The sequence below is a fragment of the Kribbella sp. NPDC004138 genome, from assembly GCF_053603655.1.
The window spans coordinates 84,146-98,723 of sequence record NZ_JBSGFZ010000014.1; the positions used below are offsets into that span (position 1 = coordinate 84,146).

14 protein-coding genes are annotated in these 14,578 nt (G+C 70.4%); 9 read left to right on the forward strand and 5 right to left on the reverse strand.

The genetic code is table 11. From position 1 onward, the window contains the following. Positions 1 to 9: 9 nt before the first annotated feature. Positions 10 to 648, reverse strand: a complete 639-nt coding sequence (locus tag ACWEOO_RS20865; RefSeq protein ID WP_452144382.1) for a DedA family protein — start codon at positions 646 to 648, stop codon at positions 10 to 12. A gap of 136 nt (positions 649 to 784) precedes the next feature. On the opposite strand from ACWEOO_RS20865, the gene thrS reads away from it, so the two are divergent. After that, positions 785 to 2,806 (forward strand): threonine--tRNA ligase, encoded by a 2,022-nt coding sequence (gene thrS, locus ACWEOO_RS20870; protein WP_359929104.1) that lies wholly within the window; start codon positions 785 to 787, stop codon positions 2,804 to 2,806. Positions 2,807 to 2,816: 10 nt separating this feature from the next. After that, entirely contained in the window at positions 2,817 to 3,386 is a 570-nt protein-coding gene (locus tag ACWEOO_RS20875) for an HIT family protein (protein ID WP_359929102.1), read from the forward strand. Between the two features lie 54 nt (positions 3,387 to 3,440). On the opposite strand, the gene ACWEOO_RS20880 is transcribed toward ACWEOO_RS20875, so the two are convergent. Then, positions 3,441 to 4,391 carry a hypothetical protein gene (locus tag ACWEOO_RS20880; RefSeq protein ID WP_452144383.1) on the reverse strand — a complete coding sequence of 317 codons (951 nt, stop codon included), beginning with the start codon at positions 4,389 to 4,391 and terminating at the stop codon, positions 3,441 to 3,443. Between the two features lie 108 nt (positions 4,392 to 4,499). Here ACWEOO_RS20880 and pgsA point away from each other — a divergent pair, with 108 nt between their 5' ends. Genes pgsA through ACWEOO_RS20895 form a run of 3 tightly spaced genes read left to right on the forward strand, consistent with a single transcriptional unit; the run spans position 4,500 to position 7,127 of the window. Further along, positions 4,500 to 5,156, forward strand: coding sequence for a phosphatidylinositol phosphate synthase (gene pgsA / locus ACWEOO_RS20885; RefSeq protein ID WP_452144384.1), 657 nt, complete (start codon positions 4,500 to 4,502; stop codon positions 5,154 to 5,156). Further along, positions 5,156 to 6,025: a phosphatidylinositol mannoside acyltransferase gene (locus ACWEOO_RS20890; protein WP_452144385.1), complete on the forward strand. Its 870-nt coding sequence runs from the start codon at positions 5,156 to 5,158 to the stop codon at positions 6,023 to 6,025. The genes pgsA and ACWEOO_RS20890 overlap by 1 nt, the downstream gene beginning before the upstream one ends. A gap of 10 nt (positions 6,026 to 6,035) precedes the next feature. Continuing rightward, complete coding sequence (locus ACWEOO_RS20895) at positions 6,036 to 7,127, forward strand: glycosyltransferase family 4 protein (RefSeq protein WP_452144386.1); 1,092 nt, start codon at positions 6,036 to 6,038, stop codon at positions 7,125 to 7,127. Here the strand turns inward: ACWEOO_RS20895 and ACWEOO_RS20900 are convergent. Further along, positions 7,103 to 8,065 carry a helix-turn-helix transcriptional regulator gene (locus ACWEOO_RS20900; RefSeq protein ID WP_452144387.1) on the reverse strand — a complete coding sequence of 321 codons (963 nt, stop codon included), beginning with the start codon at positions 8,063 to 8,065 and terminating at the stop codon, positions 7,103 to 7,105. The genes ACWEOO_RS20895 and ACWEOO_RS20900 overlap by 25 nt on opposite strands. A gap of 63 nt (positions 8,066 to 8,128) precedes the next feature. On the opposite strand from ACWEOO_RS20900, the gene ACWEOO_RS20905 reads away from it, so the two are divergent. Then, positions 8,129 to 9,268 (forward strand): epoxide hydrolase family protein, encoded by a 1,140-nt coding sequence (locus ACWEOO_RS20905; protein WP_359929090.1) that lies wholly within the window; start codon positions 8,129 to 8,131, stop codon positions 9,266 to 9,268. A gap of 10 nt (positions 9,269 to 9,278) precedes the next feature. On the opposite strand, the gene ACWEOO_RS20910 is transcribed toward ACWEOO_RS20905, so the two are convergent. Next, entirely contained in the window at positions 9,279 to 9,683 is a 405-nt protein-coding gene (locus tag ACWEOO_RS20910) for an HIT family protein (protein ID WP_452144388.1), read from the reverse strand. A gap of 62 nt (positions 9,684 to 9,745) precedes the next feature. Between ACWEOO_RS20910 and ACWEOO_RS20915 the strand changes: the two genes are divergently transcribed. From ACWEOO_RS20915 to ACWEOO_RS20925, 3 genes are read left to right on the forward strand one after another with little or no spacing between them, the layout of a single operon-like run. Beyond that, positions 9,746 to 10,195 carry a hypothetical protein gene (locus ACWEOO_RS20915; RefSeq protein ID WP_452144389.1) on the forward strand — a complete coding sequence of 150 codons (450 nt, stop codon included), beginning with the start codon at positions 9,746 to 9,748 and terminating at the stop codon, positions 10,193 to 10,195. Further along, positions 10,192 to 11,067: a tetratricopeptide repeat protein gene (locus tag ACWEOO_RS20920; protein WP_359929085.1), complete on the forward strand. Its 876-nt coding sequence runs from the start codon at positions 10,192 to 10,194 to the stop codon at positions 11,065 to 11,067. Before ACWEOO_RS20915 ends, ACWEOO_RS20920 begins: the two co-directional genes overlap by 4 nt. Next, positions 11,064 to 12,311, forward strand: a complete 1,248-nt coding sequence (locus ACWEOO_RS20925) for a tetratricopeptide repeat protein (protein WP_452144390.1) — start codon at positions 11,064 to 11,066, stop codon at positions 12,309 to 12,311. The genes ACWEOO_RS20920 and ACWEOO_RS20925 overlap by 4 nt, the downstream gene beginning before the upstream one ends. Here the strand turns inward: ACWEOO_RS20925 and ACWEOO_RS20930 are convergent. Then, positions 12,308 to 14,494, reverse strand: coding sequence for an elongation factor G-like protein EF-G2 (locus tag ACWEOO_RS20930; protein ID WP_452144391.1), 2,187 nt, complete (start codon positions 14,492 to 14,494; stop codon positions 12,308 to 12,310). The two genes, ACWEOO_RS20925 and ACWEOO_RS20930, sit on opposite strands and share 4 nt — an antisense overlap. Positions 14,495 to 14,578: the final 84 nt, after the last annotated feature.

Below are 14,578 nucleotides of genomic sequence, written 5' to 3' on the forward strand. Positions count from 1 at the left end.
CGGGGTCGGTCAGCGGTCGATCAGTTCGGGCTCACGCTCGACCTGAGGTTGAGCTTTGCGGAGGCGGTGGCGGACCAGCTCGACGACGAGCGTGACCGCCAGCGCAAGGCCGATCCCGAGGACGACGCCCTTCAGCGGGTTGTCCTCGAAGGCCTTGCCGCCGATGTAACCGACGAGGGTGCAGTAGACGCCCCAACTGATGGCGGCCAGGGCCGCGAAGGAAGTGAAGCTGCGCAGCGGGTAGCGCACCGATCCCATCGTCAGCGTGACCGCCGTCCGGCCGCCGGGGACGTAGCGGGCGACCACGAGGACGAGACCGCCACGCTCGGCCAGCGCGCGGCGGGCCCACAGGACGGCCGCGTGCCGTTTGGTGCCTGGCTTCATCCGGTCGAGCAGCCGCCCGCCGGCGCCGCGGCCGAGTGCGTACGACACGTGGTCGCCGACGAACGCGCCGATCGCGGAGACCACGATCACGGCGTACAGGTTCGGCTCGCCGGTGGCCGCGGCGAACACGCCGGCGGTGACGACCAGGGTCTCGCTGGGGATCGCCGGGAAGAACCCGTCCAGCGTGGCGAACCCCCACAGCGCGAGATAGATCCACCACGAGGACATCAACTCTTCGGCGAAGTGCAGGATCGCGTCACTCATACCGAAGAACCTAGAAATCAGGCCTGCCGCGGCACATCGGACGAGCGGCTGGTCCCGACCCCTACTTTCGTCAGGTGAGTCGATACCATTCGTGGCGTGACCGGCAACCGGGCCGGTCGGGAACCGAGGAGTGAACGTGTCGGAAGTCAAGGTCCATCTGATCGGCGTCGAGGGCGAGGCTGAGCGGAGTGTGACCGAGACGACGACGATCGGGGAGCTGTTCGCCGGGATCTTCGGCCAAGACCGCTCCGCCATCGCCGCCCGGGTCAACGGCGAGCTGCGGGACCTGTCCCGGGTGGTCGCCGACGGCGACGAGATCGAGCCGGTCAAGGCGTCGTCGGAGGACGGCCGGGCGATCATCCGGCACTCGACCGCGCACGTCCTCGCCCAGGCAGTGCAGGACCTGTTCCCGGAGGCCAAGCTCGGCATCGGCCCGCCGGTGGAGAACGGGTTCTACTACGACTTCGACGTGCCGACGCCGTTCACGCCGGAAGACCTGACCAAGCTCGAGAAGAAGATGCAGCAGATCATCAAGGAGCGGCAGCGGTTCAGCCGCCGGGTGGTCTCCGACGACGACGCACGCACCGAGCTGGCGAGCGAGCCCTACAAGCTCGAGCTGATCGGCATCAAGGGCTCCGCGGCGGACGCGGCCGAGGGCGCGAGCGTCGAGGTCGGCGGCGGCGAGCTGACGATCTACGACAACATCCGGCGCGACGACAGCGTCGCCTGGAAGGACCTGTGCCGCGGGCCGCACGTGCCCGCCACGGGGTATCTCGGCAACTTCAAGCTGATGCGCACCGCCGCGGCGTACTGGCGGGGGAGCGAGAAGAACCCGCAGCTGCAGCGGATCTACGGCACCGCGTGGGAGTCGCGCGACGAGCTGAAGGCCCACCTGACCCGGCTCGAGGAGGCCGCCAAGCGCGACCACCGCAAGCTGGGCACCGAGCTCGACCTGTTCAGCTTCCCGGACGAGATCGGCTCCGGCCTGGCCGTCTTCCACCCGAAGGGCGGTGTGCTGCGCAAGGTGATGGAGGACTACTCCCGCCAGCGGCACGTCGAGGACGACTACGAGTTCGTCTACTCGCCGCACATCACCAAGGGCCAGCTGTTCGAGACCTCCGGGCACCTCGACTGGTACGCCGACGGCATGTACCCGCCCATGCACCTGGACGAGGAGCGCGGCGCGGACGGGCAGATCCGCAAGCAGGGCCAGGACTACTACCTGAAGCCGATGAACTGCCCGATGCACAACCTGATCTTCGCCGCCCGCGGCCGGTCGTACCGGGAGCTGCCGCTGCGGCTGTTCGAGTTCGGCACGGTGTACCGGCTGGAGAAGTCCGGCGTCGTGCACGGCATGACCCGGGCCCGCGGCTTCACCCAGGACGACGCCCACATCTACTGCACCCGGGAGCAGATGCGCGACGAGCTGCGCAACCTGCTCACCTTCGTGCTCGGCCTGCTCGCCGACTACGGCCTGGACGACTTCTACCTGGAGCTGTCCACCAAGAACCCGGACAAGTTCGTCGGCTCCGACGAGGTCTGGGAGGAGGCCACCGCGACGTTGCGCGAGGTCGCCGAGGGCTCCGGTCTGGAGCTGGTCCCGGACCCGGGCGGCGCCGCGTTCTACGGCCCGAAGATCTCCGTCCAGGCCAAGGACGCGATCGGCCGGACCTGGCAGATGTCGACGATCCAGCTGGACTTCAACCTGCCCGAGCGGTTCGAGCTCGAGTACACCGCGCCGGACGGCTCCCGGCAGCGGCCGGTGATGATCCACCGCGCGCTGTTCGGCTCGATCGAGCGGTTCGTCGCGGTCCTCACCGAGCACTACGCCGGCGCCTTCCCGCCCTGGCTGGCCCCGATCCAGGTGGTCGGCATCCCGGTGACCGACGGGCACGTGGACTACCTGTTCGACGTCGCGAAGCAGCTCAAGGCGGAGGGGATCCGGGTCGAGGTCGACGCCTCCGACGACCGGATGCAGAAGAAGATCCGGAACGCCCAGAAGGCGAAGACGCCGTACATGCTGATCGCCGGTGACGAGGACATGGCCGCCGGGTCGGTCTCGTTCCGGTACCGCGACGGCACGCAGAAGAACGGCGTACCGATCGCGGACGCGGTCGCGGAGATCGTCGAGTCCGTGAAGAAGCGCGTCCAGGTATGACGGAGCGGGTATGAGCGAGCACCCCGGATCGCCGTACGAGCCCGAGGAGCTGGTGCGGCAGGACGGCGTCGGGGTGCCGGACCCGTTCATGCGGTTGTGGACGCCGCACCGGATGGCCTACATCGAGGGCGAGAACAAGCCGACCAGCTCCGAGGCCGGGGCCGGGTGCCCGTTCTGCCGGCTTCCGGGGCTGCCGGACGTGGACGCGCTGATCGTGCACCGCGGCGAGGCGGCGTACGCCGTGCTCAACCTGTATCCGTACAACCCGGGGCACCTGATGGTCGTGCCCTACCGGCACGTCGCCGACTACACCGAGCTGACCGACGCCGAGGTCGCGGACGTCTCGACGCTGACCCGCGAGGCGATGCAGGCGGTCCGCACGGTGTCGGCGGCGCAGGGCTTCAACATCGGCATGAACCAGGGCGAGATCGCCGGCGCCGGCATCGCCGGGCACCTGCACCAGCACGTCGTACCGCGGTGGTCGGGGGACACCAACTTCATGCCCGCGATCGCGCACACGAAGGTCCTCCCGCAACTGCTCGCCGACACCCGGGCGCTGCTCGCGAAGTCCTGGCCGTAGACGGCAGATCGCCCACGCGGGATCACTCACCGGCGAGGGCCTGATCGGTGAAGGTCAGCGCAGGAAGAGCGGGAGCATCGGGTCGACCAGGGTGGTCAGGGTGTCGAGGGTGACCTCGCGTGGCGGGTTGGTCAGGGCCGTGACGCGGACTACGCGGCGGCCCTGGCGGAAGACGAGTTCGCCGGCCTCGGGGAGGTAGTAGCCGGGCTGGCCGATCGGCGCGAACCGGGGCGGCGGCACCTGCTGCGCTTCCGGGATCGTCGCCTGGTCGAACGCCTCGACAATGGACACGGTCGCGTCGTACGTTCCCCAGACGCACGTCAGCGCGCCCTTCACCCGGTAGTCCCGCCGCAGCTGCACCCGCAGCCGGATGAACCGCTCCGCGGCCGAGGTCGACAGCTGACAGGTCTCGTCCGCCTGCCGGGCCGGCCGCAGGGTGCGCGGCACGGCGTCCCGTGCGGCGAGCGCGATCGTGACCGCGCGTGCCTTCTCGATCCCGTCGGCGGGATCGCGGTCGATGCCGCCGGCCGGCGTGATCCGCACCGCGCGGTCGCCGACCCGGAACACGATCCGCGACTCGCTGATGGTTGCTTCCGGACCGAGCTCCGGGAGCTCGGCGACCGACCCGGGGTTCTCCACGAGCCGGCTGAGCGTGTCCGGCTGGATCGGCAGCGCGCTCACGCCGATCGTGACCGGCAGGTCCCCGAGCAGCAGCGTGCAGAGGTCCATCGCGGGGAGTCCGCCGTCGTTCCAGGCGTTCGGCTTCGCCGTGACGGGGCCGCGGAACTTGGCAGTCAGGGTGCGCGTGATCGCCGTACACACCTGCGGCCCGGGCGCTCCCGACGTACCGTCCAGGCCCTCGGCCTGCGGGGGAGCGATCACGGTCGGGACGATCACCCTGGGTGGCACCGGAGCCGGAGCTGTCCCGTTGGCGCGCTGGGCGACCGAGCAGCCGCTGGCGACAAGCAGGAGGACAAGCACGCCCGCGAGCTGCCTACGAGCCATGGCGGCCACCTCCTCACCCTCCAGCATCCCCTGCCAACGGACGCCGCGCAGGCCGAAACCCGTGCCGAGGCCCTGTCGGTGACCTCGGTGAACTACGATCGCGTCGCCATGCTTAACAGATTCCGGCAGTTCTGGACCAAGGTGATCACGCCGATCGCCACCCTCCTGCTCAAGCTCGGCGTGAGCGCCGACATGGTCACGCTGGTGGGCACCATCGGTGTGTCCGCGGGAGCGCTGATCTTCTTTCCGCGCGGCCAGCTGTGGATCGGCGTCCTGGTGATCACGGCGTTCGTGTTCTCGGACCTGATCGACGGCTACATGGCCCGGACGTCGGGGACGTCGTCGAAGTGGGGCTCGTTCCTCGACTCGACGCTGGACCGGATCGCCGACGGCGCCGTGTACGGCGGTCTGGTGATGTTCTACGCGAACTCGCGGGCCGGCGACTCGACCCTGATGGCGGCCGTGACGCTGTGGGCGCTGGTGATGGGCGCGGTCACGTCGTACGCGCGGGCCAAGGCGGAGAGCCTCGGGCTGAAGGCGAGCGGCGGCCTCGCCGAGCGGGCCGACCGGCTGGTGTTCACGCTGGTCCTGGCGTTCTTCTCGGACATCTTCGACCTGCCGATCCTGCTCGAGATCGTGATCTGGTACGTCGCCGCGGCGAGCACGATCACCGTCATCCAGCGCTCGCTGTCCGTGCGCAAGCAGGTGCTGGCCGACCCGTCGAACTCCGGACTCGACACGCCCCCGCCGGACAGCAAGGCCTGATGGAGAGCGGTCGGCAGCGGGTCGTCGACCTCGCTTTCGCGCTCGCTTGGACCCTGGTCCGGCACCTGCCCGAGCGGACCGTCACCTGGCTGTTCCGGCAGGCCGCCGACCGCACGTTCCGCCGCAACGGCCGCGGCGTACGGCGGTTGCGCGGCAACCTGGCCGCGGTCCGCCCGGACGCCACCGAGGCGGAGCTCGACGAACTCACCCGCGCCGGCCTGCGCTCGTACCTGCGCTACTGGCAGGAGGCGTTCCGCCTGCCCGAGTGGACCCGCGAGGAGATCGTCGGCAGCGTGCGGACGGTCAACGAGAAGGTGCTGCGGGACGCGTACGCCGCCGGGCAGGGGGTGATCTGCGCGCTGCCGCACCTGGCGAACTACGACCACGCCGGCGCGTGGGCCGGGCTGACCGGCATGCCGGTGTCGACCGTCGCCGAACGGCTGCAGCCGGAGTCGCTGTTCGACCGCTTCATCGCCTACCGCAAGAAGCTGGGCATGGAGGTCCTGCCGCTGACGGGTGGTGACGAGGACGTCACCGGCGTGCTCGCGGACCGGCTCCGCGCCGGCGGATTCGTCTGCCTGGTCGCCGACCGCGACCTGTCCGAGCGGGGTGTGCCGGTCACGTTCTTCGGCCGCCCGTCCCGGATGCCCGTCGGACCCGCCGCGCTGAGCTTGAAGACGGGCGCGCCGCTGATCCCGGCGACGCTGCACTACGAAGGCCGCGACCTGGTGATCACCTTCCACGACGCCGTCGACCCCGATGGCGGTGCGGCGGCGATGACCCAACGGTGTGCGGACGCGTTCGCCGTGGGAATCGCGGAGCACCCCCAGGACTGGCACATGCTGCAGAGGATTTTCCTGGAGGAGTAACAATCCTGCTGTGAGGATCGGCGTGGTGTGTCCGTACTCGCTGGGCACGCCCGGCGGGGTGCAGAACCACGTCCGCGACCTGGCCGAGGCGCTGCTGGCGCTCGGCCACGAGGTGTCGGTCCTCGCCCCGGTGGACGCTGCGGACGCGGTCCCGCCGTACGTCGTCTCGTCCGGCCGGGCCGTCGGCGTGCCGTACAACGGGTCGGTGGCCCGTGTGACGTTCGGGCCGCGGACGGCGGCGCGGGTGAAGAGCTGGCTCGCCGACGGGCACTTCGACGTCGTCCACGTCCACGAGCCGACCACGCCGAGCGCGTCGATCATCGCGCTGTGGTCCGCGGACGGGCCGTTCGTCGCCACCTTCCACACCTGGCAGGTGCGGTCCCGGGCGATGAGCGTGGCGGCCGGCCTGCTGCGGCCGGCGCTGGAGAAGATCGACGCCCGGATCGCGGTGTCCGAGAACGCCCGCTCGATGATGGTCCAGCACATCGGCGGTGAGGCCGTGGTGATCCCGAACGGGCTGTACACCGCCCGGTTCAAGGGCAGTCCGCGGCCGGAGTGGATGGGTGAGGACGGCACGATCAGCTTCCTCGGCCGGCTGGACGAACCGCGCAAGGGCCTCGGCGTACTGCTGGCCGCCGTCCCCGCGTTGCTCGCCGAGAGGCCGCGGCTGAAGATCCTCGTCGCCGGCTCGGGACAGGCCGAGGAGACGCTGCCGCCGCGGTATCGCGAGAACGTGCTGTTCCTGGGCGCGATCGACGACGAGGCCCGCGCCGACATGCTGGCCGGCTCGGACCTGTACGTCGCTCCGCATCTCGGCGGCGAGAGCTTCGGCATCGTCCTGCTGGAGGCGATGGCGGCAGGCGCCCCGGTGCTGGCGAGCGACCTGCCCGCGTTCCGGCAGGTCCTGGAAGGCGGGCACCTGGGGGAGTTGTTCGAGCCGGGCGACTCCGGCGAGCTGGCGGCCCGCGCCCTCCGTCTCCTGCGCAGACCCGAGGAGCGCGAGCAACTGCGTGCGCTGGGGCTGGCCACCGTGGCGAAGTACGACTGGTCGGTCCTGCTTCCCGAGCTGCTGTCCGTCTACGAGCTGGTCGCCCGCCGGTAGCGCTCGGCCAGCCGGTCGAGGTACGCCGTCAACTCCGGCGGACCGTCCTGAATCACGAAATCCACATCCAGCAGCGCCAGGTGTACTGCGAGGCTCTGCACCGTGTCAGAGCCCGTCTGCAGCAGGCAGCTCCGCTCGTCGATCGGCTCGATCGTCCCGACGGCAGGCGTCAACCGCTCGGCAAGGACCGCAGCGGGTACTGCGACCGTCACCGACGCTCGGTAGCGCCACGCCGCCGCGGACACGCGACGCGACACGTACGCCGCCACGTCGCCGCCCTCGGGCAGCTCGCGCGGTCCGAAGCGCGGCCCGGTCGGGATCCGTGGACGGACCCGGTCGACCCTGAACGTCCGCCAGTCCTGCCTCTCGAGGTCGAAGGCGACCAGGTACCAGCGTCGGCCCCAGTTGACCAGCCGATGCGGCTCCGTCCGCCGAAGGGTCGGCGATCCGGAGTGCGACAGGTAGTCGAAGCGCAGCTGCTCACGGTCCCGGCAGAGCGCCGCCAGCTGCGTCAGCAGTTCGGGGTCGACCTGCGGTCCGGGCTCGTCCGGCGGCACCTGCACGGTGAAACTCGCGAGCGTGTTGACCCGGCGCCGCAGCCGCGAGGGCAGGACCTGTTCGAGCTTGGTCAGCGCCCGCAACGACATCTCCTCGACACCGGCGATGCCGGCCGCCTTCCGCAGGCCGATGACCACCGCCACGGCCTCGTCGTCGTCCAGCAGCAACGGCGGCAACGCGGCGCCGGCGCCCAGCCGGTACCCGCCGACGGATCCGCGGGTGGCGTCGACCGGGTAGCCGAGGGACCGCAGCCGCTCGACGTCGCTGCGCACCGTCCGAGGGCTGACCTGCAACTTCTCGGCCAGCTCGGCCCCCGTCCAGTCGCGCGGAGACTGCAGCAATGTGAGCAGTTTCAGCAGCCGTGCCGAGGTCTCGATCATGCTCGGAAGTCTGGCAGACCATTAGGAAGATAACTCGCCTAATGGACTTCTAGCGTGAGAGCCATGACGAACAACACCGAGATCCGGCCCTTCCGCATCGACATTCCGCAGGCCGACCTGGACGACCTGCGCGACCGCCTGACCCGCACCCGGTGGGCGAGTGAGCTCGACATCGACTACACCGACGCCGTCCAGACCGGGCCGCTGCCGCCCGAGTGGGAGTACGGCGTGCCGCTGTCCTACGTGCGCCGCCTGACCGAGCAGTGGCTGACGTCGTACGACTGGCGGAAGTGGGAGGAGCGGCTGAACTCGTACCCGCAGTTCGTCACCGAGATCGACGGGCAGAACGTGCACTTCTTCCATGTCCGCTCGGCGGACCCGAACGCGATCCCGCTGGTCCTCACGCACGGCTGGCCGAACACCTCGCTCGAGTACTTCGACCTGATCGAGCCGCTCACCAACCCGCGCAACGGCGAGCAGGCGTTCCATGTGGTCATCCCATCGGTCCCCGGCTTCGGCTTCTCCGGCCCGACCAAGGACCGCGGCTGGAACAGGTACCGCGTGGCCGGCGCCTGGGCCGAGTTGATGCGCCGGCTGGGCTACGAGCGGTACGGCGCCCACGGCAACGACGGCGGGTCCTACGTGTCCCCGGAGGTCGGACGGATCGATCCGGAGCACGTGATCGGCGTGCACGTGACGCAGCTGTTCTCGTTCCCGAGTGGAGACCCGGCGGAGCTGGAGAACCTTACCGAGGAGGAGCAGGGCTACCTGCAGTTCCTGCAGTACTTCAACGACAACCTGGGCGCGTACGCGAAGCTGCAGGAGCAGGCGCCGCAGAACATCGCGCACGCGCTGGCGGATTCACCGACCGGTCAGCTCTCGTGGATCGCCCAGCTGCTCAGCTCCTGCTCCGACGAGCATGTCCTGACCAACGCGACGATCTACTGGCTGACAAACACCGGTGCGTCGTCGGCACGCTTCTACTACGAGGACAAGCACGCCGAGCACCCGAAGGAGCCGACCACCGCGCCGACCGCGCTGGCCAGCTTCGCGTTCGACTTCCGTCCGCTGCGCCGGTTCGCCGAGCGGGACCACGCGAACATCGTGTCCTGGCACGAGTTCGACCGCGGCAGCCACTGGGCCACCCAGGACGCGCCGGACCTGCTGCTGCAGGACCTTCGCGAGTTCTTCGCCGGGCGGTAAGACCCAGGACCTAGGCGAGCTTGGCGGCCGTCGCGTTGATCTCGTCCAGGTCCCCGGGCGTCGGGTGCCAGGGGAGCTGGAGGGGGTCGTCCTTGTAGCGCGGGATCACGTGCAGGTGGGTGTGGAACACCGACTGCCACGCCTCGGCGCCGATGCAGCTGAGCAGATTGGCTCCGTCGGCGTCGAGCCGGTCGATCACGCGGGCGACCAGGGACTGGGCGAGCAGGGTCGCGCCGGTGAGGTCCTCGGGAGCGGCTTCGCGGAGATCGGCCGAGTGCGCCCGCGGCACCACCAGCAGGTGCCCGGTCGTCCCGGGGTTGATGTCCATGAAGGCGATCGCCCGGTCGTTCTCAGCGACCTGCGTGGAGGGGATGGCGCCGGCCACGATCCCGCAGAAGATGCAGTTCTCGCTCATCCGCACAGGCTATACACTGCGCGAGCCGAACCCCTGCCCATCTGTGTCGTACTAGGAGCCCGATGCCGGACGAACTCCTGCGCCCGACTGTCGGTGCCGGCGTGGACATGTCCGCGCGCCCGTGGCGGCTGATGTCCCAGACGTACGTCGCGTTCTTCGGCGGCGTGCTCGCGTCCACGGCGGTGGCCTACCTGAACGCCGGCCGGCTCGGCGTCGACGCCGCCAAGCGCCGGCTGATCCTGCTCACCGGCCTGGCCGGCCTGCTGGCCGTGATCGGCGTCTTCGTCCTGCTGTACGGCGACAGCGGCGTCACGTCCGGTCTCCGGGTGAGCATCCGCGTCGTCGCCGTCCTGTGCTGCCTGGCCCAGCTCCGGCTGCAGCGGCCGATGGACCGCGCGTTCCAGTTGCGCGGCGCGGACTACGGATCGCTGTGGGGCGTGGGGATCGCAGCGACGATCGGCGGCGCGGTCGCCGAGGCCTTGATCCTCCTCCTGGTGACGGTGGTGCTGTGAACGATCCGAGTGAGGCCCGCCTGCGGATGGCGGCGCACTGGCTGCAGATCGGCCGCCCCGAGCGGGTGCTCGACGAGCTGCAGGGACTGTCCGGTGACGCCGCGGTCGACTACCGCGCATACCTGTTCCGCGGCGCGGCCCTGCATGCGCTCGACCGGAACGCCGAGGCGATCGACGTGCTGCGGGACGGCCTCACCCTGCACGGGCCGTTCCCGGCGATGCTGCACGTCCTCGGGTCGTCGCTGCGGTCGGAGGGGCGCCTGCCCGAGGCGGAAGCAGCGTTCCTGCAGGGCCTGAGCCTCGACCCGAACGATCCCGACCTGCTGATCGGGTACGCGCACGTCTGCCTCGCGGCCGGACAGGCCGAGAAGGCAAGCGCTCTGGTCGAGCGGGCCGCGTCGCACGCGCCGGAGAGCGTCGCGGTCTCGGCCGCGCGCGCCCAGGTGGCGTTCGCGCTCGGCAAGGACCGCGACATGCACCGGCACAGCACCGAGGCGCTGGCGCACGACCCCGAGGACCCGAACGCACGGGCCCTGCACGGTACGGCGTCGATGCTCACCGGCGACTCGCGGTCCGGGTACCGCTCGCTGGCCTCGGCGGCCGCGGCCCAGCCGGGTGACGCGGACCTGCGCGCCGCCGCCCGCGAGGCGAAGATGTTCAACCACCCGCTGATGCTGCCCCTGCGGCCGTTCGCGCGGTTCAACCCGCTGGTCGTCTGGGTCGCCGCGGTCGCGGTCATCTACGGCCTGCGGATCGCCGGACTCGCGCCGCTGTCCTTCGCGTTCGCCATGTTCTGGCTGGGCTTCTGCGTCTACTCCTGGGTGGTCCCGCCACTGGTCCGCCGCTGGCTCAACCGAAAGTGGGGTTCATGAGTAACGACCGGATCGACGCGCTGCGCAAGGCGGTCGACGGCAACCCGGACGACGTGCTGCTGCGGCTCGTGCTCGCGGAGTCGCTGGTCGCGGCCGGCGAGACCGAGGAGGCGCTCGACCAGTACGTCGTCCTGCTGGACCAGCACGGCCTGCCGGACGACCAGTTCGTACCGGTCGGTGAGCTGGCCGCGGCGAACGGGCGGCTTGCCCTGCTGCGGAACCTGCTCGAAGCGGCGCGGCAGCAGGGCGTGGTCGAGGGGACCGGGCGGCTCCAGCAGCTCGTCGACGGCATGATCTCCGAGCGCAGCGGCGTCCGGATCAAGGTCGGCCCGGAGGACGAGCAGGACCCGCTGGTCCTGGACACCCCGAAGGAGACCACCACCTTCGACCAGGTGGGCGGGATGGAGGAGATCAAGCGGGTCATCCACCGGATGGTGATCCTCCCGCTGAGCCGCCCCGAGCTGTACGAGAAGTACGGGCGGAAGTCCGGCGGCGGCGTCATGCTCTACGGACCGCCCGGCTGCGGCAAGACGCTGCTGGCCCGGGCGACCGCGGGGGAGTGCGGACTGCCGTTCGTCAACGTACGCATCGAGGACGTGATGGACCCGTACCTCGGCGTGTCCGAGCGCAACCTGCACGCCGCGTTCGAGCGCGCCCGCGCCAACGCGCCGTGCGTGCTGTTCCTCGACGAGCTGGACGCGCTCGCGTTCGCCCGCCACAAGCACGGCGGGTCCGAGGCGCGCCGGCTGGTCGACGTCCTGCTGCAGGAGCTCGACGCGATCGGCTCGGAGAACGAGGGCCTGCTCGTGCTCGCCGCCACCAACGCGCCGTGGGACGTGGACGAGGCGATGCTCCGCCCCGGCCGCTTCGACCGGGTGATCTTCGTGCCGCCGCCGGACGAGCCGGCCCGCGCCGACATCCTCTCCGTGCTGACCAAGGACGTGCCGGCCGACGGTCTCGACCTGAAGGCGCTCGCCGGGCAGACCGCGATGTTCAGCGGCGCGGACCTGCGCGCGCTGATCGAGCGCGGCGTCGACAAGGTCATCGACGAGGCGCTGTCGACCGGTGGCGAGCCGCCGCTGGCGATGCCGCACCTCGCCGACGCGCTGACCGCGGTGAAGCCGTCGACCCTCGACTGGCTGCACCGCGTGCGCTCGTACATCGAGTTCGCCAACCAGAGCGAGCGGTACGACGACGTGGCGGCGTACCTCAAGTCCCGTGACGTACGCCGCCGCCTCAGCTAACTCTTCAGCTTCGCCGCCGCCGACTCGGGCATCGCCTCGTAGCGGGAGAACTCCCTGGTGAACGACGCCGAACCGTGGGACAGCGAGCGGAGGTCGATGGTGTAGCGGGTGATCTCCACCTGCGGCACCTCGGCCTTCACCAGCGTCCTGTTCTCGCCGATCTTGTCGGTGCCGAGCAGCCGCCCGCGCCGGCCGGACAGGTCGCTCATCACGGCGCCCACCAGGTCGTCCGGCACCAGCACCGAGACCAGGTCGACGGGCTCGAGCATCGCCACCCGGGAGGCGGCCGCCGCCTCCCGCAACGCCAGGCTGCCGGCCATCTGGAACGCCATGTCCGACGAGTCGACGCTGTGCGCCTTGCCGTCGAGCAGCGTGACGCGGATGTCGACCATCGGGTACCCGGCCGCGACGCCCTTCTCCATCTGCGCCCGGACGCCCTTCTCCACGCTCGGGATGAACTGCCGCGGCACCGCGCCGCCGACCACCTTGTCGACGAACTCGAACCCGGTGCCCTCCGGCATCGGCTCGACCTCGATGTCGCAGACGGCGTACTGACCGTGGCCGCCGGACTGCTTCACGTGCCGGCCGTGCCCCTTCGCCGGCCCGCCGAACGTCTCCCGGAGCGGGACGCGCAGCTCAACGGTGTCCACCGTGACGCCGTACCGGTTCGCCAGGGCGTCCAGGACGACGTCGGCATGAGCCTCGCCCATGCACCACAGCACGATCTGGTGGGTCTCCGGGTTCTGCTCGATCCGCAGCGTCGGGTCCTCGGCGGCCAGCCGCTGCAACCCGACCCCGAGCTTGTCCTCGTCGGTCTTCGCGTGCGCCTGGACGGCGATCGGCAACAGCGGCTCCGGCATCGTCCACGGCTTGAGCAGCAGCGGATCCGCCTTGTCGGAGAGCGTGTCACCGGTCTCCGCCCTGGTCAGCCGGCCGACCGCGCACATGTCCCCGGCGACCACCGCGCCCGCGGGCCGCTGGTTCTTGCCGAGCGGGAACGACAGCGTGCCGATCCGCTCGTCCTCGTCGTGGTCCTCGTGCCCGTGCGACGCGCCGCTCTGTGCACCCTTCTGGGCGCCCTCCTGGCCGTTCTGGGCGCCGAAGAACGACGTGAAATGGCCCGACACGTGAACCGTCGCGTCGGGCCTGATGGTGCCGGAGAACACCCGCACCAGGCTGACCCTCCCGACGTACGGGTCCGACGTCGTCTTCACCACCTCGGCCAGCAGCGGACCGGCGGGGTCGCAGGTGACGCCTTGGCGGGCGACGCCGTGCGGCGTGAAGACCTCCGGGATCGTGTGTTCGGGCGGCGACGGGAAGCCGCTGGTGATCACCTCGAGCAGCTCCAGCGTGCCGACGCCGGACGCGCTGCAGACCGGGACGACCGGGAAGAACGAGCCGCGCGCGACCGCGTGCTCGAGGTCCTCGACCAGGATCTTCTGGTCGATCTCCTCGCCGCCGAGGTAGCGGTCCATCAGCGACTCGTCCTCGGACTCCTCGATGATGCCCTCGATCAGCGAGCCGCGCAGTTCCTCGATCTGGTCGCCGTACGACGGGTCCGGCGCGGAGGTCGACCGCTTGCCGCCGGCGTACTCGTAGTAGGTCTGGGAGAGCAGCCCGATCAGCCCGTCACCAGCGGGCAGGTACAGCGGCAGCACCTTGTCGCCGAACGCGGCCTGGGCGGTGCCGAGCGCGTTCTGGTAGTTCGCCCGGGCGTGGTCGAGCTTGGTGATCACGACGGCGCGCGGCATCCCGACCTCGTCGCACTCCTGCCAGACCGTCCGGGTCGGCTCGTCGACGCCCTCGCTCGCCGAGATCACGAACAGCGCACAGTCCGCGGCGCGCAGACCGGCCCGCAGCTCGCCGACGAAATCGGCGTACCCGGGCGTGTCGATCAGGTTCACCTTCACCGTGCCGTTGACACCGGCGTGCGGGAGCGAGGCCAGCGACAGGCCCACCGAGCGCTGCTGCCGGATCTCGGCGTCGTCGAAGTCGCACACCGTGGTTCCGTCCAGGACGGTGCCGGGTCTGTTCAGGACTCCGGAGGCCACCAGCAGGGCCTCGACAAGGGTGGTCTTGCCGGCGCCCGACGGGCCGACCAGGACCACGTTGCGGATGGCGGCCGGGCTGTCCACAGCGGGCGCGGCTCCGGTGCCTTGGGAAGTGTTCGTCTTGTCAGCCATGACGTTCCTCCTGGTCCACCCACGATTCCGCTAACCGTCACTTCGCACAAGGCCCATCAGGTCCCGGATTCGTGACCGCCTCCG

Coding starts and splice junctions, on each gene's coding strand:
- ACWEOO_RS20910 (WP_452144388.1), bottom strand. CDS start 9,683: ATGAGCGAGAACTGCATCTTCTGCGGGATCGTGGCCGGCGCCATCCCC.
- ACWEOO_RS20875 (WP_359929102.1), top strand. CDS start 2,817: ATGAGCGAGCACCCCGGATCGCCGTACGAGCCCGAGGAGCTGGTGCGG.
- pgsA (WP_452144384.1), top strand. CDS start 4,500: ATGCTTAACAGATTCCGGCAGTTCTGGACCAAGGTGATCACGCCGATC.
- ACWEOO_RS20930 (WP_452144391.1), bottom strand. CDS start 14,494: ATGGCTGACAAGACGAACACTTCCCAAGGCACCGGAGCCGCGCCCGCT.
- ACWEOO_RS20900 (WP_452144387.1), bottom strand. CDS start 8,065: ATGATCGAGACCTCGGCACGGCTGCTGAAACTGCTCACATTGCTGCAG.
- ACWEOO_RS20915 (WP_452144389.1), top strand. CDS start 9,746: ATGCCGGACGAACTCCTGCGCCCGACTGTCGGTGCCGGCGTGGACATG.
- ACWEOO_RS20925 (WP_452144390.1), top strand. CDS start 11,064: ATGAGTAACGACCGGATCGACGCGCTGCGCAAGGCGGTCGACGGCAAC.
- ACWEOO_RS20905 (WP_359929090.1), top strand. CDS start 8,129: ATGACGAACAACACCGAGATCCGGCCCTTCCGCATCGACATTCCGCAG.
- ACWEOO_RS20865 (WP_452144382.1), bottom strand. CDS start 648: ATGAGTGACGCGATCCTGCACTTCGCCGAAGAGTTGATGTCCTCGTGG.
- ACWEOO_RS20880 (WP_452144383.1), bottom strand. CDS start 4,391: ATGGCTCGTAGGCAGCTCGCGGGCGTGCTTGTCCTCCTGCTTGTCGCC.
- ACWEOO_RS20890 (WP_452144385.1), top strand. CDS start 5,156: ATGGAGAGCGGTCGGCAGCGGGTCGTCGACCTCGCTTTCGCGCTCGCT.